Raw genomic sequence first — 23,512 nt, forward strand, 5'->3', positions numbered from 1 at the left:
ACAAAGAACGATTTGGACCGAATGGGCCAACTTTATTTAATTTTTAACAACGTCCCATTTTTAATGGGACACTAGTGCTTAGTAGTGATAAACTAACATCAAGCTAATTGATCTTTTTGTAAGCCAATCCGAATCCAATGAAACGACAGCTATATGTTGCGATGCTTGGCATAATCTGCTGCTTGCCTAGCGCTTTTGCCCAGCAGGAATTTGGTGTAAAAGTGGGCGCCAATCTGAACCTCAACAAGACGTATGAAGCATACGACTCGTTCAGTCGCCGAACAACCACCGTCGGCCCGCGGACGGTTACCCGGTTTATGGGCGGGATTTACGGAAGCTTCAAAATAGCCAACAGATGGTACATGCAGCCTGAACTGCTGTATTCGCAGCAATACCACAGGATCGAAAACAGCGGGGAAGCCGATGGTGGATACTGGCGCTCGGTGCGGAGCGGCCAGGTGGATTACTTGAGTATACCGGTTTTCTTGCAATACGAGGCAATGGAGGGGCTGAAGATAGGGGCTGGCCCCCTGCTAGGATTCCCCATATATACCCCGGAGGCGATAGACGGCGGACCCAACATCCTGGAATATATGCGCGTGTTGGATATCGGCGCAACGGCAGCAATCGGATACCAAATACCTGGCGTGGGAATTGGGATTTTTGCTCGCTATAGTGAAGGGCTAAGCAATGTGGCCAAAAAGGAGAAGGGCCACGATAAAAACCGGTTCTTTTCTTTCGGGCTGAGCTACGCGGTAAGCAAGCTTTTTTAACCTGGATGCAACGGCACCGGCGCACTGCAAAGAACTATTTAACATATAAGACATGGCAAAGATTCTACGGTTGACAAAGCCGAAAAAGGATGAACCCGTTCGGGTGAATTTCGACAATGTGGCCTACTACTACGCGAAAGGCCAGACCACGGTAATCGTTTTCGTATCGCCGAACCATTATGAGCAGACCGTAACCGTGAAGGAAACGATAGAACAGGTGGATAGGCTGCTGGGGATTTGAGGACGCTATGCTTATCGTTACCTGTGCAGTCATCATCCATCACGGCAAAATACTGATCTGCCAACGCAGCAGTACCATGGACCTGCCGCTGAAATGGGAGTTTCCGGGCGGCAAGGTGGAACCGGGGGAAGATGAAAAAGAAACCGTTGTGCGTGAGATCAGCGAAGAGCTGCACTTGGACATTGAGGTGGTAAAACGGCTCGAACCCGTGGAACACGCCTACCCCAGCTTCCGGATCAGACTGGTGCCATTTATCGCATATGTGGTAGGCGGTGAGTTACGGCTCGAAGAGCACGCCGACGCCAAATGGGTAACGATAGAAGAGCTGGTGCGATACGACTGGGCGCCCGCGGATATACCGATTGTTGAACAGGTGAGAGCCGGGGATATATGGAATTAGGGTGAGATTTTGCCTCTCTTCCCTCCGGTTCTACCACTACACCCCAACGACGAACGTGTAAAATGTCTTAACGGTAACGGTTAAGGATTTGGTGGTACCTCTCCTTGGTTTTACATGTAGCTTATAGTCAAACTTTTTCTTCATGATATACGGTTTCAGATCCACCGCCCCGTCTGTTATAGGAAGAGACAGCGACGTTTCGTACACATCCGGATTGTTGGCAATCTCCGCGATAACCTTTTCTTCAACACCTTCAGCTCCGACAGCCACCCGGATAGTTTCTAAGTTCTGCAGGTTGTTGTCTTCGTCTGTACCTGCCAGTTCGATGGTAATGCCGGTGAGATTAATCGCCCTGATATTATTGGCACTGACCAAAGGAGCATTCTGCTGGATGATCGCGTCCAGATCCATCGCTACCTCTTGGGTCACTTCAATGCCCTCGCCAGCAATCGGTACCGCTGGCATGGTGAAGGCAATAGCCTCTGCTTCATAGTCGAAATCCGCTTGCAGATTTTCTTTGATTTTGCTGCAGGAAGTTAAAAAGCCTACGGCGAAAATCAAACTGAATACTAAAACTGGGTGAATCGTTTTCATGTACGAAGGATTTTAAATTTTGTGATTTATCAGAACGCTTGTTGTGTTTTAACCAAAACGGATGCCAAAAAGACACTGAGCCTACAGATTATCTACAAATGCCCTTTGGAGCAAACATAACATTGAGGTAACATCGGCCTGCTATTTTTGCACAAAAATAGACGACGCCCTCATGTATAGAAAAACAATCCTTTCAACCTTTTGCATAGCCGCTTTTTCCACCGTTTGTTTTGGACAGTTTAGGATAACCCCTTACCTGCTTCCCGCTGACAGCGCGGGCGGGATACGTCTCACCTGGTTTACCGATGCGGAGGTACCGGGCAAACTGGCCGTGTGGGAACTGCATGCGGCAGATACCCAGTATTACGAACCGGCACCGGCCCTTGTTGCGGCACTGGACTACTCGGCGCTGGAAGAATCCGAACGGGACAGCTTCCCGGACATGTTTCGCAATGCCAATTGGAAGCATGCTGCTGTGTTGGAAGGGCTGAAGCCAGGGACGTCCTACGCTTACCGCGTTTTCCAGGGTACGGAGCGCTATACGAACGAGTTTACCGTTGCACCGGCTAAAGGCCAACGGGAGCGTATCCGGTTTGTGGCATTTGCCGATAGTGAGACCGACCCGGAAGGCCGGCATACCCTGCGTCCGTGGGCAGTAGGAAAGCAGGCGCCGGAGAGTTCCGGCAGGCCACAGGGCGTGGAGAACTACCTGATCACCGAAACGGTGGGTTTCAAGGCGAACTTGAGGCAGATCAAGATGGAAAAGCCGGACTTTATCGTGCTGCCCGGAGACATTGTACAGGGAGGGGGCTACCAGCGTGCCTGGGATGAGTTTTTCTTCCACACAGCGGGCAAATTCGATGATGTGCTTGGCCAGACGCTGCTGCTGCCGGCAATCGGCAACTGGGAAAATTTCGGCGCCCGCAACGGCGGCTATGACCCGCAGGCGGTATTTCAATCCCGGGCCAAGTACAAGGCGTACTTTTCGCTGCCCGGTAATGGAAACACGGCCTATCAAGACACCTATTACCGGGTGGACTATGGGCCGGTAACCGTTATCACGCTGGATTCATCCAACGGACTGCCGGACAGCACAGACAACGATACCAACATCAACATCAGCGCATCGACGTATCCGGGCGATGACCTGCCCGACATTGGCCGCGGATCCGAGCAATGGACATGGGCAGAGGCCCAGCTAAGGGACGCCCATGAGGCTGGGCAGGTGATCTTCGTGCAGTTCCACCACATCCCGTACTCCAGTGGCGGGCACATTTTGCCACTGACCGCGGAAAAGAGCTCGGGGCAGGCGGGTGTGCCGATGCGTGCTTACACCCCGATGTTTAAAAAATACGGCGTGGTGGCGGTTATCTGCGGACACAACGAGTCGCTCGAACATTCGCTGGTAGATGGTATCCATTTTTGGGATGTGGGTATTGCCGGCGATGGGCTCGGGTACTCGCTTGACGACGTGGACCCGCGCCGTTTCAATGCATACCGGCAGTGGGTGGCGCACGTGGATGCGCCCGAAAACTGGCGCGGACGCCAGCTTCTTTCGGGAGGGAAACATTACGGGCATCTGGTGGTCGATGTTATTCCGAAAGGAGCGCAGGGTTATGAGGTGACCATGGCGCCGCAGTACATTTTTCCGGTCACGGATGAGTCCGGGCAGGTGATTGCTACGGAAACGCGGGTTTATGACCATGTAGTAACCCACATCGTTTCCGGTACTTCCGCTGCGCCCGTAACTTTTTAGATATTCTCCTAAAACAAACATAGGCTTAATATACCCATCATATTACCTCCTTACGTTTGCCGGCGAAATAAAAAACGAACTAATTTTTTAACAACAATGAGAGTAGGTGTACCAATATGTTTATTGGCAGGGACGATATTGTCGTTTCCATTTCTTGGGGAGGCCGCTACGGCTTTCGCAGCAAGAAACAAAGAGCAGACCGCAAGCAGCAAACAACAGACAACGCTATCGGGGCGGGTGGTAGACGGCGATGGCCGGCCGGTCCTGAATGCAACGGTTGCCATCCAGGGCACAGGCAGGGCCGTCTCTACCGACGAAAATGGACGGTTCGTCTTGGAATCGGATCGGACGGATGCCACGCTGGTGGTTTCTTATGTGGGCTTTGAGACCAAAACCTATCAAGTGAGCGGGAGCACGCGCGACATCGTCATCCAGCTGGATAGCAAGAACGATCTGGAAGAGGTCGTGGTGGTGGGATATGGCACCCAGAAAAAAATCAACCTAACCGGAGCGGTGTCGCAGATCAGTTCGGAGGACCTCGAAAACAGGCCGCAGCCCAACCTGACGCGTATGCTCCAGGGCACGCTGCCCAACCTCAACCTGCGGATGGCAGACGGCGGGCCCACGCGTGGTGCCGCTTTTAACGTGAGGGGGATCACCTCTATCGGGGCGGGCGGTAACGCGCTGGTGCTCATCGATGGCGTGGAAGGCGACCCGAATCTGGTAAACCCGAATGACGTGGAGAGCGTGACCGTATTGAAGGATGCTTCTTCTGCCGCCATTTACGGTTCCAGGGCGGCATTTGGCGTGGTGCTGATCACGACCAAAAGCCCGGCGAAAGGAAAGTCTGCACTAGACGTAAGGGTGAGCCAAACGGTCAACGAGCGTACGGTGGTTCCTAATCTCGTGACCGATGGCTATACCTGGGCCAAAAATTTCGATGATGCGTTCTACGCGTGGTACGATTATAAGACACATCCCATCACTGTAAACGCCAATTTCCCGTTCTCGCTGGAATGGTTGGAGCGGCTGAAGAACCATGACCCTTCCCAAGGGGATGCCGTCTATAACGAATCGCTGGGTCGATACGAATACTTTGGCAGTACCGACTGGTTTGCCACCCTGCATAGGGATCGAATGCCTGCCACGGAAGCTTCCATCAGCGCATCTGGGGGAAATGAACGGGCAAGATATTTCGTATCGGGGCTTTACTACCACCAAGATGGTATATTCAGGCACTCTCCGGACGACTTTGATAAGTGGAACGTGCGGGCGAAGGGCGAGATAGACCTGAACGATTGGCTTTCGTTCGACAATAATATCGACATCAGCACTTTCCAGTACGGCTACCCGTTGCTGGCAAACGGTGATGCGGGTATCTGGAGATACTGGGCCGTATCCGGCTTTCCGATCGCCACGATGTATAATCCCGATGGTACATTTACCCGGCAGGCGGTCGAATCGGGTGCTTCGTTTGTGGATGGCAGCAGCCGCTCGAATCAGGACAGATTCTTTGTAAGGACCACTCCGAGCGTGACGGCCAAGCCGTTTGGTGATCTGGTGACCTTCAAGGCTAACTTTACCTACGCAAAGACGTTCAACAACGACAAGCGCCACAACAACTATCTGTATTTCAGTAACGCGCCCGGACAAACGGGCCGGTATGGCAATAGCCTGTACCGGACCTTGACCGATAATACGACCTATTGGGGGTCTAATATCACGGCCGATGTGAAAAAGACCTTTGACGACGCGCATGATCTGGGGGTGTTGGTGGGATACAATATCGAATCCAACCGCTGGGAAAATTTCGACGCGCAACGGGATGGCCTGTTGGTGCCTAGCAAGCCTGATTTCAACCTGATGGATGGACTGAACTACAATATAGCGGGTGGGGGCAACGAGTGGAAATACCTAGGGCTTTTCTATCGGTTGACATATGCCTTTAAAAACCGGTACTTGCTGGAGTTCAATGGCCGTTATGACGGGTCTTCGAAGTTTCCCGATAACCAGCGCTACGGGTTCTTTCCGTCGGCTTCTGCCGGCTGGAACATCTCGGAGGAGAATTTTATGGCAAGCAGCCGCACCTGGCTGGATAACCTGAAACTCAGGGCGTCTTACGGATCGCTCGGAAACGGAAATGTGGCCCCTTACCGGTATATGGAAGCGATGTCTGTATCCAAAACCAGCGTGATCCTGAATGGAGTGCAGACGCCTTATACATCCATTCCGGGGGTGATTCCCGACGGACTGACCTGGGAAAAGGCTACCACGCTGGACTTCGGTATGGATGCTACGCTTTTTTCGGGAAGGTTTAACCTGACGTTTGACTGGTACAGCCGTATCACCACGGATATGTTTACGGTGGGGCAACCGCTGCCTAACGTATTTGGAGCGGCGGTGCCTTTCGGCAATTATGCCGACCTGAAAACAAACGGCTGGGAACTCACGCTGGGCTGGAAAGATCAGTTTGACGCGGGCGGAACGCCGTTCCACTATAGCGTGTCCGGGTCGCTTTGGGACAACCAGTCTGAAATACTGAAGTTCAACAACCCGACCAAGTTGCTTTCCACGTATTACAAGGGCATGAAAGTGGGGGATATCTGGGGGTATGAAACACTTGGGTTCTTCGCTTCGGACGAAGAGGCGGCCAACTGGGCAGACCAAAGTTTTCTGCTGAACTCGAATACCAACGAATACCTGGCGGGCGACCTGAAGTTTGCCGACCGGAACAACGATGGTGTCATTAACCAGGGGAAGAACACCTTGGACGATCCGGGAGACCGCATGATTATCGGTAACAATGCGCCCCGGTACCAGTATGGGTTCAACCTATCTGCCAACTGGAAAGGTGTGGGGCTTTCGGCCTTTGTGCAAGGCATTGCCAAGCGCGACTGGTACTTTGCTCCGGAGGCTGATTTGTTCTACGGACCGTACAACCGGCCTTACGGCTTCCAGCCGACCATCATGATGGATGACTACTGGACCGCGGAAAACCCGGATGCTTACTGGCCACGGTACCGGGGGTATACCGCTTTGGGTACCAACCGGTCGTTGGGAGCGCCGCAGACGCGCTATCTCCAGGATGCGAGCTACCTGAGGCTGAAAAATGTTTCGCTCGACTACACCCTACCGCAGTCGTGGACGGCCAAAGCGGGCATCAGGAAAGCCATGGTATATATAAGCGGACAAAATATCCTGACATTCTCCGGGCTGTATAAGCACACCGATAACTTTGACCCGGAAATCATCGAAAACCCAGCCGGCGATATGACCAACAGCCACGGGCAGGGAGATGCCTACCCCATGCTGAAATCATACACGGTGGGACTTAACCTTACATTCTAATCGTTAGCCATATTGATCATGAAAAAGTCAATCCTTTATATAGCTGCCAGCCTGGGCCTGCTGTTTTCGCAATCGTGCAGTGATTTCCTGGAAACGGAGCCCTTTGACAAACTGGTGCCGAACACCTTTTTTGCCACGGAGGCAGACCTGGAACTCTATACCAACTCATTCTATCAGCAAATGCTCCCCTCTGCGGATGCGGCAACGCAAGGCGATGGTATGGCCGATTATTCGTCTATAACCCAAAGCTCAAACTTTATCTCCGGAAACTATTCTTCGGTAAACGAGGGCGCCTGGAACTGGTCCAACCTGCGGAATATCAATTATTTCTTGGCCAATTATAACAACGAGGCCATTCCGGCGGAAGCTAGAAACCACTATGCCGGCATCGCCCGGTTTTTCAGGGCCTGGTTTTATATCGAAAAGGTACAGCGATACGGAAATGTGCCTTGGTATGATGCGCCTTTGACCACCGACGACGAGGCCCTGTATAAACCGCAGGACCCCAGAGAAGTGGTGATGCAGCATGTGTTGGAAGACCTGAACTTTGCAGCGGAAAACATCCGCGAAACCAAAGACAACACCTCCTCGACGATTACCCGCCAGGTAGCCTTGGCTTATAAATCCAGGATAGCGCTTTACGAGGGAACCTACCGGAAATACCATACCGAGCTGGACTTGGCTGCTACAGCCGATCAGTGGCTTACGGAAGCAGCCAATGCCGCGAAAATGGTGATGGATGCCGGCACCTACTCGCTTTACAACACCGGAAAGCCGACAACCGACTACCGGACGCTGTTTATCTCTGAAAACGCCGTTAGCCAGGAGGTCCTGTTTGCGCTGGTCTTCAACAATGCACTGAAAAGGTGGCATGCCCTGACCTGGAAATTCAATTCCGCTACCTACGGTTCCCGCTGGGGGCTGAACAAGCAGTTCATCAACACCTACCTGATGACCGACGGAAGCAGGTTTACCGATAAAGCCGGGTACGATGAACGCTTGTTTGTGGATGAAATGGCAAACCGTGACAACCGGCTGGCCCAGACGGTACGGTCCCTCGGTTATAAAAGAAGCGACGGAAGCGCCGCGCCACCGAACTTCGGCTATACGTTTACGGGCTACCACCTGCTTAAATGGAGCATGGATGACAGACGGTTGGACGGAATCGGCGAAGCGTATAACACGATTCCGATGATGCGCTATGCGGAGGTACTCTTGAATTACGCCGAAGCGAAAGCGGAGTTGGGGCAATTTGACGAAGCGGTATGGGCCCAAACGATCGGGTTGCTCAGGGCAAGGGCCGGCGTAAATACGGCTGTTCCGCAAACGGCAGACCCCTATCTCCAGGAGGTATATTTTCCGGAAATCTCAGACAGGTACCTGTTGGAGATACGAAGGGAACGCGGCATCGAACTGTGCTATGAAAACCTCCGGTACCAGGATCTGATGCGGTGGAAAAAAGGGAAATTGGTTGAAATGCCCTGGAAGGGCATCTATGTGCCGGCGATGGACCGCCCCATGGATCTGGATGGCAATGGTACGCCCGATGTTTCTTTCGTATCGGCAACGCCCTCCGCGCCGCAGGCCGGCGTAACGTACTTCGTGATAGACGGCAATATCTCCAAGCTCACTGACGGAACCTCCGGCCACGTGATCTGGGGCGCTAACGAAGAACGTAGTTTCGAAGATAAAAAGTATCTTTATCCGATTTCCAATTCAGATATCGTACTCAATCCGAACCTGGTTCAAAACCCGGATTGGAAGTAACGGGAGATTGATCGAATAAAAGCCTGTAACTACTTGTTGATGCTCCTTTCCGGGAGCATCAACATTTTTAGTTTATTGAACATGAGAAACAAAAGTTCCTTCTTTTCCCTGGTCGGCCTGCTGCTGGTGCTTAGTTTGCCTTCGAAAGGTCAAAACCTCAAAGTGATGAGCTATAATATCCATCACGGAGCAGATGCCGCCGAACGAATGACGCTGCGCGAAATCGGTGCGTTCATCAAAAAATCTGGAGCGGATCTGGTGGGTCTGCAGGAAGTAGACAGCCTTTGCCGGCGATCCGGAAACGTAGACCAGATGAAAGTGCTCGCTGAGATTACGGGCATGCACTATGCCTTTTACCGGCATTTTGCCTATGACGGAGGCGCTTATGGCTTGGGTATCCTGTCCAAATATCCCATCAAGGAGCAAAGCAACAAACGCATCACGTCCATGAAGAACGGAAGGAAAGAATCCTTGGCCTTTTTGGCTGTGAAACTCCATACGGGGAGAAAAGAACTGGTGTTTTCTACCGTGCATATCGCCCTGGACCAAGCTACACGGTTGATCCAGGCCGATGAAATCATGCGCCATTTAGCAGGAGACGAACCCGTGATATTGACCGGCGACTTCAATGCCCTGCCCGATACGGAAGAGATTCAATTGATTTCGGAACGATTATCTTTTATGGATCAGTCGCTGGCGCCCACCTTCCCGGCAGCGGAACCCATCAAAAAAATAGATTATATTTTCGTGTCTCCGTCACTTCTTAAAAAAAACAGCAGCACGGTCGTACGGAAAGAAATCCGATACTCCGATCATTTGCCGCTGGAAGCCACGCTTACGTTGTAAGCCGTTTTTACAGGGCAACCGCAATCTTATTCCCAACGTGGGATGATTTGGTTAGCTTTGCGCCATCATGCAGCACGCTTCCCCATCCATCTATCGTTTGCCATTCCTATTGCTCTGCTTGAGTTCGCTGCTTTTTTCGGCCAGCTTCAACATGCTGATACCGGAACTGCCCGCGTACCTCAGCAGTCTGGGCGGTGGTGAATATAAGGGGCTGATCATCGCGCTGTTTACGCTCACCGCAGGGATATCAAGGCCATTCAGCGGCAAGCTGACAGACACGGTGGGCCGTGTACCGGTGATGGCGGTGGGCTCCATCGTATGTTTCGTGTGCGGGTTCCTTTATCCGGTGCTCTCCAGTGTATCGGGGTTCCTGTTTCTGCGTCTCATCCACGGTTTCTCCACAGGCTTTAAACCTACCGCTACGGCGGCCTACGTGGCCGACATCATCCCGCGCGAGCGGTGGGGTGAGGCTGCGGGCATGCACGGGCTGGCTTTCAGCCTGGGCATGGCCATAGGGCCCGCCGTGGGCAGCGCCATCAGCCAGGCTTACTCAATCGATGCGCTGTTTTACTGCTCCTCGATTTTCGCACTGCTGTCCATCGTGATTTTGATGAACATGAAAGAGACACTCCCCGCACCGCGGCGGCAACGGCTCCGGATGTCGTCATTCCGCATATCGCGCACAGACATCATCGACCCCCGGGTAATCCCCGCAGCGATCGTAACCCTGCTTTCCTATGTTGCCTATGGTGCCATCCTTACGCTGATACCGGATTGGACTACGCACCTAGGCATCTCCAACCGGGGCGTGTTTTTCGTGGCCTTTACCATATCTTCGGTGGCTATCCGGTTCTTCTCGGGTAGACTCTCCGATCGGCACGGCCGCGTGTTGATTATCGAATACGGACTGGCTATACTCATCCTGTCTATGGGTATCCTGGCATGGGGCGAAAGCCCTTTCTGGCTTGTTACGGGTGCGGCGGTATACGGAATTGGCGGGGGCATCCTCTCGCCCGCCGTGAACGCGTGGACCATAGACCTGAGCAATCCCCACCAGCGCGGGAAGGCCATGGCTACCATGTACATCGCCCTGGAGGCAGGGATTGGATTGGGGGCACTGATTGCCGGATGGGCATACTATGACCGCGTAGCCCGGATTCCCTACATCTTTTTCGGAACGATGGTCGTGGCCGCTTTTGCCTGGCTTTACTTGCGGGCCTATAAGCGGCGCGCGCGGACGCCGTGATCTCGGTGCCCACTCAGTTGCGGGACCACTTGCTGAAAGCCTGCGGATGCCCAAAACCCGATGCTGTAGCCAAAATAACCTTCAGCGTTTGTTTTGTTTCCGAAATGCAGCATATTTGCTGTAGAATAAAAATAAAACCATGTGCAAACTGTCGGCCTCCCTACTAATCGCCACCGTCTTTTTTTGGTGCACAGCTTGCGGAAACCGTACGGGCGCGCGGCGGGATTCAGCGCAAGCTGTGGACACGGTGACCCTCAACTACACCGTGGAAGAGGCGCTGGAGTGGTCGCGGCTGTTTGACCGTACCTCGGGCTGGTTTGGCGCGGATGGCATTTTCTCCATACCGCTCCACGGCGTGGATACGCCGCAGTCTACCAAAGCGGGTAAAACCTTGCTGGTATTCAGCGATACGATGATTGGCGAGATCGAAGACGGTGAATTGCAACCGGGTTCGGTGATGATAAATAATTCGGTGGCCACCCTGGACGGGGTGGTGCCCGACGAAAATCGACTCCAGTTTTTTTGGGGAAGCGATAGCATGGGGAAGCCCATGTCCGTGTTCGTACCGAAGACCCCGCAAGCCCAACCGGGTGAGTACTTTTGGCTCGGCGACGGATTCGTGAACCAGGAACTGGGCAATGCGACGTATGTTTTTGGCTACCGGATTCGGCATACCGATGCCGCGGTGTTTCCTTTTGAAGAAGTGGGCAATGTGCTGATTGCCATCCCGGCGGGAAGCCAGCCGCCATACAGAGACCAGCGGCAGATGGATACGCCATTTTACTTCCGCGACTCCACGGATAGCGGCAACAACGGTTCGTTCGGTGCGGGCATCTTTGTGAACACAGTGGCCGCGGGTGCCCCCCATCCCGATGGCTATGTGTATGTGTATGGCGTGCGCGGACCCAAAAAGCACGTACTGGTGGCTCGCGTGGCACCAAAGGATTTCGAGCGCTTTACGGAATGGCGCTTTTGGGATGGAGCGGATTGGAATGACGATATGTATAAAGCAGCACCGATCGCCAACCGCGCATCGAACGAACTCAGCGTAACGCCGCTGCCGGACGGTCGTTATGCGCTGGTCTTCCAAACGGACGGCATTGGTGCCACCGTGGGGCTGCGCATAGGCCTTTCACCGGCAGGGCCATTCGGCCCCATCAAGGAACTGTGGGATTGCCCCGAGGTGAAACAGAAGGGTTTATTCGTGTACAACGCGAAGGCGCATTTCAACCTGTCTGAAAAGGGTGAATTGCTCATCAGCTACAACGTGAATTCCTTTGATTTCCTAACAGACATCCAGAAAACACCCACCCTTTACCGCCCCCAGTTTATCCGGGTAAAATTTGAGTAAAGTAAACTGGTGTTTTTTCCTACCTTAGTTTCACCGATTTATAAAAATGCCATGAAACTACTAACCGCTTTATGGGCTATCTCGCTTATTTCATTTAACTGCTTAGCCCAAAAAACCGATTCACTATCCATAGACGTCGTATACCACATGGACCCGCACAACCGGAATGCGCTGATAATGGTAAACGGACACCCTATACCGAATACCGCAGTCGGACTCACAGCGCCCGACATGATTCATAGCGTGGACGTTTCAAAAAACGACACCATTGTCGGCGAACATAAGTACAGCGGCGTAGTACGGATTGTACTAAAGGATGGATACACACCTGCGTTCATTTCCCTAACCGAACTTAAACAGAAATATATCTCCCTCCACCCCGGCCCCACTGTTTTCATGATAGACAACCAACTGATCAGTGGCAGCTACGACCAACTGATGGTGGACGAGAAATACATCTTGAAGATTGAAGTGAACCGCCTAACAGATGCAGGCGGACACCAGGATGTGAACGTGGTGAGGCTGCTCACCCGATCGGAAGAAAACATCAGGAAGTCGAAGGAGCTCCGCATACGGGGCGATGCTGCTCTCATCGAGCCAACCGGCGGTTATGCGGCCGATTTCCGTTCAATAGACGGGCTACGGGAAATGCGTTAGTACGAATGTATCCAAACGGACAGCCGTATCCCACGGCTTTTCGTACTTTTAGGCCGTGGACTCATCATTTCTTTGGCACGCATTGACAACAGGTGCGTCAGCACTACAGGCGCTCCTGCTGCTCACCAATATACCCCGGGTGAACCGGCAAGCGAACCGGTGGCTGGGCTTGTTCTTTATCTGCCTCGCCACGCTGTTTGCGCAACTATCCATTGAGGCCGCCGCACCGGCACCCCAAAATCCGCTAGATTGGCTCGTCCCCTTATTGGAACTCCCCCGGTGGGCGACCTTCCCCTGCTTTTTTCTCGCGCTGGTTTACTTTGTAAACCCGACAGCCCCACCACGGGCAGCGGTGTGGCATTTCATTCCGTTTTTTCTGTTTTGCCTATACGCGGCATGCGTTATGCTCCCGAACAGGTATGCGGACAGCCAAATCCCATTTGATCTTCCGGCAAGCGTGGTATGGATCATCCGGCATCTGTTCCTCGGGCAAATCATCGCATACTGGGCACTGTCGTTCTTCTTGTTGCGGCGCCATCACCGCCAAATCAAACGGTTTTCCGCAACTGTAGAGCAAATAAACCTAGCATGGATAACATTTATCTTGTTTGCCTTACTGGCCATGACCGCGCTTTGGCTACTCGGCAAGAACTACCCGCCGATCGCGGCGATTGTTCCCGCAGGATATTTCGCATTAACGGTATTCATGGCGTATCACTCGCTGAACCAAGGGGTCATCTACCCCGTCGGCAAAGACCAACTGCCTGAAATCATCGAAGCGATCACCTCTTCCAATCAACCATACGCCCGCCTGACCGAGGACCAAGTACGTATTTTGCAGGATAATGTACACCAACTGGTGATAGAAAACGAGATGTTCCTCGATCCGATGCTCAACTTACCTACGTTGGCCGAAAAGGTGGGTATCAGTAGCCATGACCTGTCTTTTGTGCTCAACCAGGGCTTCGGCAAGAATTTTTACAGGTACATCAATGAGCTACGGGTAGCGGAGGCGAAACGGCTGTTGGTGCATCCGGATTTCCGCAACAAAGACATCGCCAGCGTTGCCATACACGCGGGTTTCAATTCAAGAACCACCTTCTATACCGCATTCAAAAAGATAACCGGTATGACGCCCAAGGATTACCTTTCACGGCGGGACACCTAATACGTCCACTTGTATCCAGCCGGACAACTCCCGTGCTTTCATTGCTGATTATTGCATCATCAAAACAAAATGAGCTAATCATGCAAACAAAAACAGCAAAACACCTGTCGCTAACAACCGGGGTGATCATTACCCTGGGCTTATCGACTTTGACCCACCAAGCGGTCGGTATGGAACATGCCCCTGCACCCTTACAAACCACCATCCAATACACCGACAGTGTAGCTTGGGGTGCCCTTTCGGGATATTATCGGTTTCCCAACCGGGCGGCACATATTCGTTTTTTCGAGCAAAATGGGCAATTCGTGGCGCAACAGGTATGGGATGGCCGGGTTTACCCGTTACAGCGTACGGGCGCCCTCGTGTACCAATCGCAGGAAGAGGCGTACAAGATCGAATTTATCGAAGGGAATGCCGGAAAAATTGAAAAGGCCAAAATCCTCGACCGTATCACCTTGGAGAAAGTCGCCTACGACCCTACACAACATGTGGAGTTAACTGCTGGACAACTGAAGCCGCTCCTGGGAAGGTATCGGTTGGAAAAAGACCCCAGCATGGAGCTCAGCATATCTACCAAAGACGGCAAACTCACCCTGACACAACATTGGGACAACCAAACCCTGGTCTTTGACGCTTTCTCGCCCACAGTTTTCTTTAATGCGGAGTTGACCTTCCCATTGACGTTTGTGGTGGAAGACGGCGTAGCCAACGAACTCATCTGTTTCGAGTCGGACCAATGGGAAAGGGTAGCACATGACTAGCGACAGACTACGGGCAGTGCTTTTCTGGGTGCTGCTTGGGCCGGCCTACGTTGCTGCCCAGAGTGTGGCCGATACGGGTTTTCGCTATACGGCTGCCCGTCCCCACTATAGTGTTGGAAAAGGCTCCCTTATCCTATATGATGGGGGTCATAATAATCCGCTTAGCCTCAAGGGCCAATATTCGGCCTTTGGCCGTGTGCTTGAGGCCGATGGCTATCGGCTGGCAACGCATTCTGAGCCGATAACGGCCAAGAGCCTCGCCGATGCACGTGTTTTCGTGACCGTCAATGCCATGTACGACCTGGAGAAGCTGGACCTACCTACAGGAAACGTTTATACGGATGAGGAGATCGAAACCTTGTATACATGGGTGTACCAGCACGGCGGTTCGCTATTCCTCATTACTGACCACATGCCGTGCGCCGGTTCCGTAAGCAAGCTGGCAGAACGTTTCGGATTCAACCTCATCAACGGCTTCGCGCAGCGGAAAGATGGTTTAACGGAGATTTTTTCGCGGAGAAGGGGCAACCTCACGGCCAATGTGGTGACGGACGTTGAAGGGGCTGTGATAGACAGCATCCGCATATGGGGTGGCACGGGATTCTTCCCGCCCCCCGAGGCCGTGGTCATTTCTTCACTGGGCGAAGACTATGAGGTGTTTCTCCCTGTACAAGTAGCGGAGATGAACCACCATGTCGCTCCAACCATACCGAAAATCAGCGGTACAGGTTTAGCTAACGGGGCCATCTTGCAATGCGGGCGCGGGCGGGTATGCGTTTTTGCGGATGGTGCCCCATTTACTGCTCAGTTGCAAGGGATAAAAAGCGATAAACGTGGGATGAACCACCCCGACGCCACACAAAATGCGCAGCTCCTGCTAAACATTGTCCATTGGTTGGATACGGCTTATCGGTAAGCCAATACAAGCTGCTTTTCATCCACCGATACGATCTCTTGCACTTGTACCGATGCGTCCGGCATCCACTGGTAGTGTACGGTTGTCTGTAAAGTTGCCCCCGATTGGTTCCACCGACCCTCATAATTGGTATAACTTACCGGTGGTGTAGCGCACCAACCGGCAATTCCGCGTAACACGACGTGGCCGTCGGCTTGGAAAACCATGCCCGGCCCGTCATTCTTCAGTCGGGCAGCCCGCGTATAAATGACGGAATTTTCTTCATGGCCCGTCTGCACCCAAGTGCCGAGCAGTGGGTTATCAGGGTCGACCATCAAATCTTCCTTGCTACATGCGGCCAGTACAGTTAAACCGGCAACCAGCACAAAGAGACAACGTTTCATTCCTTGAGTAAACATAGCTTCATTGGTTATTACTACTTGATAAACGTAAACCGATCGCCTTTCGCTACAGCCACTTCCTCACTCTCCCACTGCTCCCCAACCGCTCAGCATAATGGCGAGCATCTTCCAACCTACTGCAACATCGTTAAAGCTGTAAACCGGGTCCTTTACCTCAATCGCTAGTTCGGCATTGGCAATAGCACGGGCCGTGATGGCCTCGGGCTGCATCACCAGCGTGGGCTCCTCACCGTTATCGTAGTAAATCTCGAGTTTCAGGATACCACCATCTTCCGGCAGGTAAAACGGGTGCGTGAAATTAATTGTCGCGTTGAAGGCATCAGATGTGTACACCACCAGTTTGTAAGCAATGGGCGTTTGTGGCAGCGGATTGTTGGGATCGGGGGCGGGGATATGTTGCGACTTGATGGTATATGTAGAGACGTCGCAGGAATAACCACCCACTATCTCGCTTTTCGACGAAGATTGGCGATTGTACATCGAGGCATCAAACGTACCCCCACCGCCAACGCCCAGGTCGACGGAGGGTACATAGGTCAACGATAGCTCGCGGTCTTCCGCAGGGATTTCATCCGTCTGCACCAAGGTGCGGAGGAAAACCTTCCCTTCGTCATTCTTGGCATCGTGGTAGTTGTCAAACTGGTAACCAAATCCACGAGCCTTACCCAAAACGATGTCGCCTTTGACATAGTAGGTACAAATGACACCATTCATCATGAGTCCGAGCGCAGCAAATGGATTGCTCGATGAGTACTCCTGCAACAATGCGAGAAACTGCCGGGCTTCTTCGTTATTTTCCGCCAGCTCGACAAACTGCTCAGGCACGTCATTGCGCGAGAAATCGATTTGCTTAATAAAAAAACCCAGGTCAACGCCGTGGCTGTACATACCCATTTCGATGGTGCCTTCCACAAACGGCGTATTGTCGCCGGGTTGCTCGTCAGGGTCTATCGGATCGTTCTTGGCACATGCCGAAAACAGCAGTAAGGCAATGAAAAGGTAACGGGCCAGGCGTTTTGTCGTAATTTGAAGAGATGGGTGCATGTAAATTCGCTTTTGTTATCATTATACTAAACCGGTCAAAAATACGGCTCCTACCAGCGGTTGGCAATACCCGAAAACAAGGAGTTTGGTTCCGTGGGTTAAGACTTGGAATGGCCAAGCACCTCATTATAGGCCGAGAGCAATGCCTCCATGACCAGCTCGCGTGCTACGTGGTTGAGGCGAAATGTGGTAGCCCCCTTCTCGCCCCATTTATTGGGTACGGGGTAGATATTCAACGGGTCTGCCACACAAAATAAAGCCTGCTCGGCCACTGTGAGGAAGATATTGGCTGTATTATCTTTTTCCAAATAGGAGGCAAACATCCGCTTGCCAACCACGCGGAAGCCGGTCCGATCGAAATGGGGCCGCTGCTCCGTGCCAGCAAACGAAAGGGCCATACCTGAGAACGCTTGGCCGTTAATCATGTGGTAAAGATAAAAACATTCTCTCATTACGGGCACCGCGCACCGCTGATGGCCGTTGCCACAAAAATGGGCACCTCGGGAAACTGCGGCCCGAATAAAGCCAAACAGGCATATGGATAAGCGATAAGCTCATGGTCTGCCTCCGGATCGTACGTGCGGAGTTCCACAAAAATCCGGTCGCCCGTCATAAACCCATCATACAGCGTGAGGTTACCACCCGCAATCTTGACGACCCGGTGGTAGGTTTGATTGTCAACATGGATGGTTTCCCCCACGTCTCCATACTTGGCGGGAAGTTGTATAAGGAACGTATTCTCGCAGTATTCCCGGAATGCCAATCCGGTTGCTTCAATACATTGACCATCCAAGTCGATACGGTCTTTCTCGCACGCCATAAAGCCAATCAAGGCCACGATGGCCAACAGATGGTATATCCTAATCCGTTTAATCATTGTTGTTTCTATTGCCGACTGTATAATGACCGTACCAGTGTAACGACTGGTAGCGGCAGAACGCTACAGACCCTTTTATCCGTATGCTATCCCCGCGAAACCGTGGGGTATATTTCGAAATTGAGGCATTCACACCCAAATATGTTTACTTTTGTTTTTAAAATCAACTGGCAAAGTGCAGGTAAATACATACGCCATGTTTAGCGAACTTGAAAAGAACCTTGGGCAGCACATAGCGCTGACAGCCGACGAATTAGATCGGGTGAAACGGCACTTCGTACCAAAGAAACTACGCCGGAAACAACTCCTGCTGGAGCAGGGCGATGTGTGCACGCGCATGGCGTTCGTAACAAAAGGTGCCCTGTTCTCCTACTCCACCACCGAAAAGGGCTCCATCAACGTGGTGCAGTTTGCGTTCGAATCGTGGTGGATGGCTGATCTGTACAGCTTCTTCACCCAAGAGCCGTCCAAACTGACCATCGAGGCGCTGGAAGATTGCGAGCTGCTTCTCCTTAAGGCGGACCGCCTGGAACCACTGCTGGTCGAAGTGCCAGCCATGGAATCGTACCTGCGGATACTTTACCAGAATGCGTACGTGGCCCTGCAGCGCCGCATGGAAGAAACCATAGGCCTCGCCGCCGAGCAGCGGTACACCCGCTTCATGGAACGCGACGGGCACCTGCTGCTGCGTGTACCACAGCACCTCATTGCGTCTTACCTGGGCGTTACACCCGAAACACTGAGCCGTATACGGAAGCAGGTTTCGTAAGCCCAAGCCCGAAAGTCGTTGATATATATCAATGCCATTCCTTATCATATATCATTGGGCCGGCCCTAAAACCGGGGTACCTTTGTATCATAACAAAAGGAGGAATGAATATGAAAACGAAATCAACCATCGCCATCATCGGAAGCACCGGAAATATGGGCTCCGCGATTGCCAAATCCCTGGCCAAGGGACGAAACAGGCTGTTGCTTTTCGGCCGCGATAAAGCAAAATTAGACACACTGCACAGTGACATCCACGCCCTCAACAGCAATGCCGACGTGGAAGCCATCGGCTGCCCCAGGGATGCCAGCTGGGAGGCCGACATCGTCATCCTCGCGGTGCCCTACACGGCAGAAGCGGCAATAGCCGAAGAGATTAAACCGTATGTAACACAAAAAATTGTCATCAGCATTGCCAACCCGATGAACGAGACGTTTGACGGGATGATAACGCCGGCCGACTCAAGCGCCGCCCAGGAATTGCAACGGCTGCTGCCGGATGCACAGGTGGTTAAAGCATTTAACACCACCTACGCAGCAAACTTTGCCGAACCGGTGATTGCCGGTAAACCGGCAGATTCATTTGTGGCTGGCGATGATGAGCAAGCCGTGCAAACCGTGACCGAATTGGTGCAAAGCATAGGTCTCCATCCCGTGGTAGCGGGTGGTCTGGCAGTAAGCCATACGTTGGAGCACATGCAATTGCTGCTGATCCAACTGACGATGAAAAATAACTATAACTGGCATGCCGGTTGGAAAATTTTACACAATTAACATTCAAAACTATTTTATAACTGAGAAAAATTAACATCATGAAACCATCATGATTTTCAAAATCACACAGCGGAATGACTAAACGGCTTCAGCCATCTTGAATGCCGTTGAAAAAACACAAACGAAAAATCATGATAGCTTCATCACCATTAGAAAACAAATTTAGAAAGATGAAAAAAGGATTATTAGCAATCGCCCTGCTTATTGCAACAACAGTTTTTGCAGCAGTGACATTATGGACAAACGACAAGGCGCATTCGCAGTTGCAGTTTACGGTGACGCACCTGGGCTTGAGCGACGTATCGGGTACATTCAACGACTTTGATGTGAAAGTGAATGCCACAAAAGAAGATTTCAGCGATGCCGTATTCGAACTGACGGCCAAAGTAGCATCGATCGATACCCGTGTGGGAGCACGTAACGACCATTTGAGGAGCGCCGACTTTTTTGATGCCGAGAAATACCCCGAAATCACATACAAAAGCACCGCCATCAAAAAGAAGGGTAAAGACAAGTATAAACTCACGGGCGACCTGACTATACATGGCGTTACCAAATCAGTAACGACAGACCTGCTGTACCGCGGTAAGCTGGTAGACGAAGAAACCGGCAAGGAAACGGTAGGATTCCAGCTTACCGGCGAAATCAAACGTTCAGACTTTAACGTAGGCCCCGGATTCCCCGAGCCGATGATCAGCGATGTGGTGCGCATCAAGGCCGATGGCGAATTTGTGAAGCAGTAAGCATAATTAAAAAGATTACTGGCGGACTGCTGGCCCGGTACATCATACGGGGTAGTGTCCGCCATTTTTTTGACCCATTACAATGAAGAGAAAGGAGTTTCTGAAAGCCATGGCAATACCTATAGGGGCCGCAGCGGGGCTGAGTAGCCTCAGGGGCCTGAAAGATAGCCTCCCCGCAAGCGAAAAAATGCCGGTGTTATTCATCGGCCACGGTTCCCCCATGAACGGGATATTGGACAATTCATTCAGCCAAGGATGGGCTGATATGGCAAAACGGCTTCCACACCCCAAGGCGGTGCTGGTGGTATCGGCCCATTGGGAGACCAAGGGCACCTTCGTTACCGCGATGGACAACCCGAAAACCATACACGATTTCGGTGGCTTCCCGCGGGAACTTTACGAGGTACAATACCCGGCGCCCGGCAACCCGGAGTTGGCTGCCGAAACGGCCAATATGATCAAGTCAGCGTCTGTAGGGCTCGACCACGAATGGGGGCTCGACCACGGCGCATGGACCGTAGTGCGCCACATGTACCCCGATGCCAGCATACCGGTGCTGCAACTAAGCATGGATTACACGAAAGGTGCACAATACCATTATGAACTGGCCCGTGAACTGTATGACCTACGCAACAAAGGTGTACTCGTAATCGGTAGCGGCAACATGGTGCATAACCTGCGGATGGTAGCCTGGGATAAACTCGGCCATGACTATGGTTTTGATTGGGCCCTGCAGATGAATGACACGTTCAAGCAGCTGATTGCCGATGGTGACCACCCGCGCCTCATCGATTACCGACAGCTCGGCCGAGAAGCGCAGTTGGCTATACCCACACCTGAACATTACCTCCCCCTGCTTTACACACTGGGGTTGAGCGGCAGGCGGGATGAGATTACATTCTTTAACGACAAACCGGTAGGCGGCTCACTGACGATGACATCGGTAAAAATCGGTTAACGGAATTATCGTATCTTGCCTGTCAAGATAATCACGGTATGGTATCTTCTCCTCACCTGGTTTACCAAACGGGTATCGCCGTAATCGGCGCGGGACAGGCTGGGCTTTCTTCCGCTTTTCACCTCAAGCAGTTGGGGCTGGCCCCGGGGCGCAATTTCGTAGTGCTGGACCAGTCGCCCCAACCGGGTGGTGCCTGGCAATACCGATGGCCATCGCTTACGCTGAGCACGGCAAACCGCATACACGACTTGCCGGGCCTCCCCTTTGCCGAGACGGTGGCCGACACGCGCGCCGTGGAGGTGCCGGCCAATAGCGCGGTGCCCCAATATTTTGATGTTTACGAACGTAAATTCGGGCTGTTGGTATATCGCCCCGTGAAGGTAATTGTGGTATGCGAACGTGAGGGGCGGCTGCGTATCGAAACGGACAAAGGGTTGTTTTCGGCCCAGGGAATCATCAATGCCACGGGTACATGGGATAAGCCGTATATACCGGAATACCCGGGAGCATCCTTATTTGGGGGCACACAACTGCATACCCGGGATTACCGAACGGCAGCCGCCTTCGCGGGCAAGCACGTACTCATCGTCGGCGGCGGTATCTCGGCCATCCAACTACTCGATGAGATTTCGCAGGTAACGGACACCACGTGGGTAACCCGGCGCCCGCCGGTATTCGAGCCGGGTCCTTTCACGCCCGAGCGGGGCCGCGCGGCCGTGGCCGTGGTGGAAGAGCGCGTGCGCCAAGGGCTACCGCCGGCATCGGTAGTATCGGTAACCGGCCTGCCCATCACACCGGCAGTAGAGACCATGCGCGAACGCGGCGTGCTGAACCGCCAGCCGATGTTCAGCGAGATCACCCCCACAGGGGTGCGCTGGCCCGATGGCCGCACGCTAGCGGTAGACGTTATCCTGTGGTGCACCGGCTTCCGCAGCTCGCTCGACCACTTGATGCCGCTTATGCTGCGCGAGCCTACAGGAGGCATTACGATGGCCGGACGCTTAGCTACTATGGTGGCGAGGGACCCCCGCATCCATCTGGTGGGCTATGGCCCCTCAGCATCGACCATCGGCGCCAACCGGGCGGGGCGGGCGGCAGCGCAGGAACTGATGGATTACCTGGGCATGGGCAAATGAGTTAAAAGTCTGCGATTTTACCTAAGTTTACCGCCGTAAAAATAGAGTAAGCAATGGCGTCAGGTTTTTTTGCTATTTTAGATGACATAGCGGCGTTGATGGACGATGTGGCCGTGGCCAGTAAAATCGCCACCCGCAAAACCGCAGGTATACTGGGCGATGATCTGGCGGTGAATGCAGAGAAGGCTACCGGCTTTCTAGCCTCCCGCGAATTGCCGGTACTGTGGGCCATCACGAAAGGGTCTTTCCTAAATAAACTAATCATCGTTCCGGTGGCTTTGCTTTTGAATGCCTTTTTCCCGGCAGCCATCCAGGTGATTTTGATATTGGGCGGGGCTTACCTCGCCTACGAGGGAGTAGAGAAGATTATCGAGTTTTTCTTCCACCGCCAAAAAAAGGGGCACGAGGTAATCGAAGAGCAACGGGAACAACCCGACGACGCCGAAAAGACGAAAATCAGATCGGCCATCACCACCGATTTCATCCTATCGGTAGAGATTGTAATCATCGCCCTCGGCACCGTGCTCGACAAAAGCCTCACCATCCAGATACTGACCGTATCGGTGGTTGCGCTATTGGCCACGGTGGGCGTATACGGCATCGTCGCGCTCATCGTACGGATGGACGACGTAGGTCACCGCCTTATCAAGTACAGCAATGAAAAGGGATGGTTATCCGCCCTGGGGAAACTCTTGGTGAAGTCGCTACCTATCGTCATCAAAAGCCTGGCCGTGATCGGTACCGTTGCCCTGCTACTGGTTTCTGGTGGCATTTTTGTGCACAATATCGACTACTTCCACCACCTATTGCCAGCGGTACCGCCTATCATCAAAGAATTGTCTTTTGGGCTCGTGGCCGGTTTGGTCGTGGTAGCTTTGGTGAGCGTAGGGAAGCGGATAGTTCGCAAAGGGTAGTTGGATATCCAAAAATAATCCCGATATTTCGGTTTCAAAAAGCCGGAAAGCGAGAGTATGCTCTTCCCGGCCA

The 23,512-nt window shown here is 52.7% G+C and carries 24 protein-coding genes; 19 read left to right on the forward strand and 5 right to left on the reverse strand.

Annotated features, from left to right (window positions below; genetic code table 11):
- The first annotated feature begins 137 nt into the window (after window positions 1–137).
- From ACEVG1_RS17745 to ACEVG1_RS17755, 3 genes are read left to right on the forward strand one after another with little or no spacing between them, the layout of a single operon-like run.
- A complete protein-coding gene (locus ACEVG1_RS17745) occupies window positions 138–773 on the forward strand; it encodes a porin family protein (RefSeq protein WP_374745066.1) in 636 nt (211 codons plus the stop codon).
- Between the two features lie 52 nt (window positions 774–825).
- The gene (locus tag ACEVG1_RS17750) at window positions 826–1,014 is read left to right on the forward strand and encodes a hypothetical protein (protein WP_374745067.1); all 189 of its coding nucleotides are present in this window, start codon (window positions 826–828) and stop codon (window positions 1,012–1,014) included.
- A gap of 7 nt (window positions 1,015–1,021) precedes the next feature.
- Window positions 1,022–1,414 (forward strand): (deoxy)nucleoside triphosphate pyrophosphohydrolase, encoded by a 393-nt coding sequence (locus ACEVG1_RS17755; RefSeq protein WP_374745068.1) that lies wholly within the window; start codon window positions 1,022–1,024, stop codon window positions 1,412–1,414.
- A 36-nt stretch (window positions 1,415–1,450) separates the two neighbouring features.
- Here the strand turns inward: ACEVG1_RS17755 and ACEVG1_RS17760 are convergent, their stop codons facing one another.
- On the reverse strand, window positions 1,451–2,008 hold the full coding sequence (locus ACEVG1_RS17760; RefSeq protein WP_374745069.1) for a hypothetical protein: 558 nt from the start codon (window positions 2,006–2,008) through the stop codon (window positions 1,451–1,453).
- 172 nt (window positions 2,009–2,180) lie between these two features.
- Between ACEVG1_RS17760 and ACEVG1_RS17765 the strand changes: the two genes are divergently transcribed.
- The 10 genes from ACEVG1_RS17765 (at window position 2,181) to ACEVG1_RS17810 (ending at window position 15,824) form a co-directional block, all read left to right on the forward strand.
- Window positions 2,181–3,764: a metallophosphoesterase gene (locus ACEVG1_RS17765; protein ID WP_374745070.1), complete on the forward strand. Its 1,584-nt coding sequence runs from the start codon at window positions 2,181–2,183 to the stop codon at window positions 3,762–3,764.
- A gap of 123 nt (window positions 3,765–3,887) precedes the next feature.
- Window positions 3,888–7,112, forward strand: a complete 3,225-nt coding sequence (locus tag ACEVG1_RS17770; RefSeq protein WP_374745071.1) for a SusC/RagA family TonB-linked outer membrane protein — start codon at window positions 3,888–3,890, stop codon at window positions 7,110–7,112.
- Between the two features lie 18 nt (window positions 7,113–7,130).
- Complete coding sequence (locus tag ACEVG1_RS17775; RefSeq protein ID WP_374745072.1) at window positions 7,131–8,879, forward strand: RagB/SusD family nutrient uptake outer membrane protein; 1,749 nt, start codon at window positions 7,131–7,133, stop codon at window positions 8,877–8,879.
- A gap of 81 nt (window positions 8,880–8,960) precedes the next feature.
- A complete protein-coding gene (locus tag ACEVG1_RS17780) occupies window positions 8,961–9,725 on the forward strand; it encodes an endonuclease/exonuclease/phosphatase family protein (protein ID WP_374745073.1) in 765 nt (254 codons plus the stop codon).
- Between the two features lie 67 nt (window positions 9,726–9,792).
- On the forward strand, window positions 9,793–10,971 hold the full coding sequence (locus ACEVG1_RS17785) for an MFS transporter (protein ID WP_374745074.1): 1,179 nt from the start codon (window positions 9,793–9,795) through the stop codon (window positions 10,969–10,971).
- A gap of 139 nt (window positions 10,972–11,110) precedes the next feature.
- Window positions 11,111–12,322, forward strand: a complete 1,212-nt coding sequence (locus ACEVG1_RS17790) for a DUF4185 domain-containing protein (protein ID WP_374745075.1) — start codon at window positions 11,111–11,113, stop codon at window positions 12,320–12,322.
- A 51-nt stretch (window positions 12,323–12,373) separates the two neighbouring features.
- Entirely contained in the window at window positions 12,374–12,979 is a 606-nt protein-coding gene (locus tag ACEVG1_RS17795) for a hypothetical protein (RefSeq protein WP_374745076.1), read from the forward strand.
- Between the two features lie 55 nt (window positions 12,980–13,034).
- Window positions 13,035–14,147 (forward strand): helix-turn-helix domain-containing protein, encoded by a 1,113-nt coding sequence (locus tag ACEVG1_RS17800; protein ID WP_374745077.1) that lies wholly within the window; start codon window positions 13,035–13,037, stop codon window positions 14,145–14,147.
- An 80-nt stretch (window positions 14,148–14,227) separates the two neighbouring features.
- Window positions 14,228–14,908: a hypothetical protein gene (locus ACEVG1_RS17805; protein ID WP_374745078.1), complete on the forward strand. Its 681-nt coding sequence runs from the start codon at window positions 14,228–14,230 to the stop codon at window positions 14,906–14,908.
- A complete protein-coding gene (locus tag ACEVG1_RS17810; protein WP_374745079.1) occupies window positions 14,901–15,824 on the forward strand; it encodes a hypothetical protein in 924 nt (307 codons plus the stop codon). Before ACEVG1_RS17805 ends, ACEVG1_RS17810 begins: the two co-directional genes overlap by 8 nt.
- On the opposite strand, the gene ACEVG1_RS17815 is transcribed toward ACEVG1_RS17810, so the two are convergent.
- The 4 genes from ACEVG1_RS17815 to ACEVG1_RS17830 form a co-directional block, all read right to left on the reverse strand.
- Window positions 15,815–16,222: a hypothetical protein gene (locus ACEVG1_RS17815; protein ID WP_374745080.1), complete on the reverse strand. Its 408-nt coding sequence runs from the start codon at window positions 16,220–16,222 to the stop codon at window positions 15,815–15,817. The genes ACEVG1_RS17810 and ACEVG1_RS17815 overlap by 10 nt on opposite strands.
- 63 nt (window positions 16,223–16,285) lie before the next feature.
- Entirely contained in the window at window positions 16,286–17,269 is a 984-nt protein-coding gene (locus tag ACEVG1_RS17820; RefSeq protein WP_374745081.1) for a hypothetical protein, read from the reverse strand.
- 98 nt (window positions 17,270–17,367) lie between these two features.
- Complete coding sequence (locus ACEVG1_RS17825; RefSeq protein WP_374745082.1) at window positions 17,368–17,694, reverse strand: MmcQ/YjbR family DNA-binding protein; 327 nt, start codon at window positions 17,692–17,694, stop codon at window positions 17,368–17,370.
- A 26-nt stretch (window positions 17,695–17,720) separates the two neighbouring features.
- Window positions 17,721–18,146, reverse strand: coding sequence for a hypothetical protein (locus ACEVG1_RS17830; RefSeq protein WP_374745083.1), 426 nt, complete (start codon window positions 18,144–18,146; stop codon window positions 17,721–17,723).
- Window positions 18,147–18,342: 196 nt separating this feature from the next.
- Here ACEVG1_RS17830 and ACEVG1_RS17835 point away from each other — a divergent pair, with 196 nt between their 5' ends.
- The 6 genes from ACEVG1_RS17835 (at window position 18,343) to ACEVG1_RS17860 (ending at window position 23,439) form a co-directional block, all read left to right on the forward strand.
- Window positions 18,343–18,915 (forward strand): Crp/Fnr family transcriptional regulator, encoded by a 573-nt coding sequence (locus ACEVG1_RS17835; RefSeq protein ID WP_374745084.1) that lies wholly within the window; start codon window positions 18,343–18,345, stop codon window positions 18,913–18,915.
- Window positions 18,916–19,025: 110 nt separating this feature from the next.
- On the forward strand, window positions 19,026–19,688 hold the full coding sequence (locus tag ACEVG1_RS17840; RefSeq protein WP_374745085.1) for an NADPH-dependent F420 reductase: 663 nt from the start codon (window positions 19,026–19,028) through the stop codon (window positions 19,686–19,688).
- Between the two features lie 170 nt (window positions 19,689–19,858).
- Window positions 19,859–20,431 (forward strand): YceI family protein, encoded by a 573-nt coding sequence (locus tag ACEVG1_RS17845; RefSeq protein WP_374745086.1) that lies wholly within the window; start codon window positions 19,859–19,861, stop codon window positions 20,429–20,431.
- A gap of 82 nt (window positions 20,432–20,513) precedes the next feature.
- On the forward strand, window positions 20,514–21,389 hold the full coding sequence (gene ygiD, locus ACEVG1_RS17850) for a 4,5-DOPA dioxygenase extradiol (RefSeq protein WP_374745087.1): 876 nt from the start codon (window positions 20,514–20,516) through the stop codon (window positions 21,387–21,389).
- Window positions 21,390–21,427: 38 nt separating this feature from the next.
- Entirely contained in the window at window positions 21,428–22,525 is a 1,098-nt protein-coding gene (locus ACEVG1_RS17855; RefSeq protein WP_374745088.1) for an NAD(P)-binding domain-containing protein, read from the forward strand.
- A gap of 53 nt (window positions 22,526–22,578) precedes the next feature.
- Window positions 22,579–23,439, forward strand: a complete 861-nt coding sequence (locus ACEVG1_RS17860) for a DUF808 domain-containing protein (RefSeq protein WP_374745089.1) — start codon at window positions 22,579–22,581, stop codon at window positions 23,437–23,439.
- The last annotated feature ends 73 nt before the right edge of the window (window positions 23,440–23,512 follow it).

Origin of the sequence: Parapedobacter sp. 2B3 (assembly GCF_041925275.1) — a bacterium.
In the GTDB taxonomy this organism is placed as follows: Bacteria; Bacteroidota; Bacteroidia; order Sphingobacteriales; family Sphingobacteriaceae; genus Parapedobacter; species Parapedobacter pyrenivorans_A.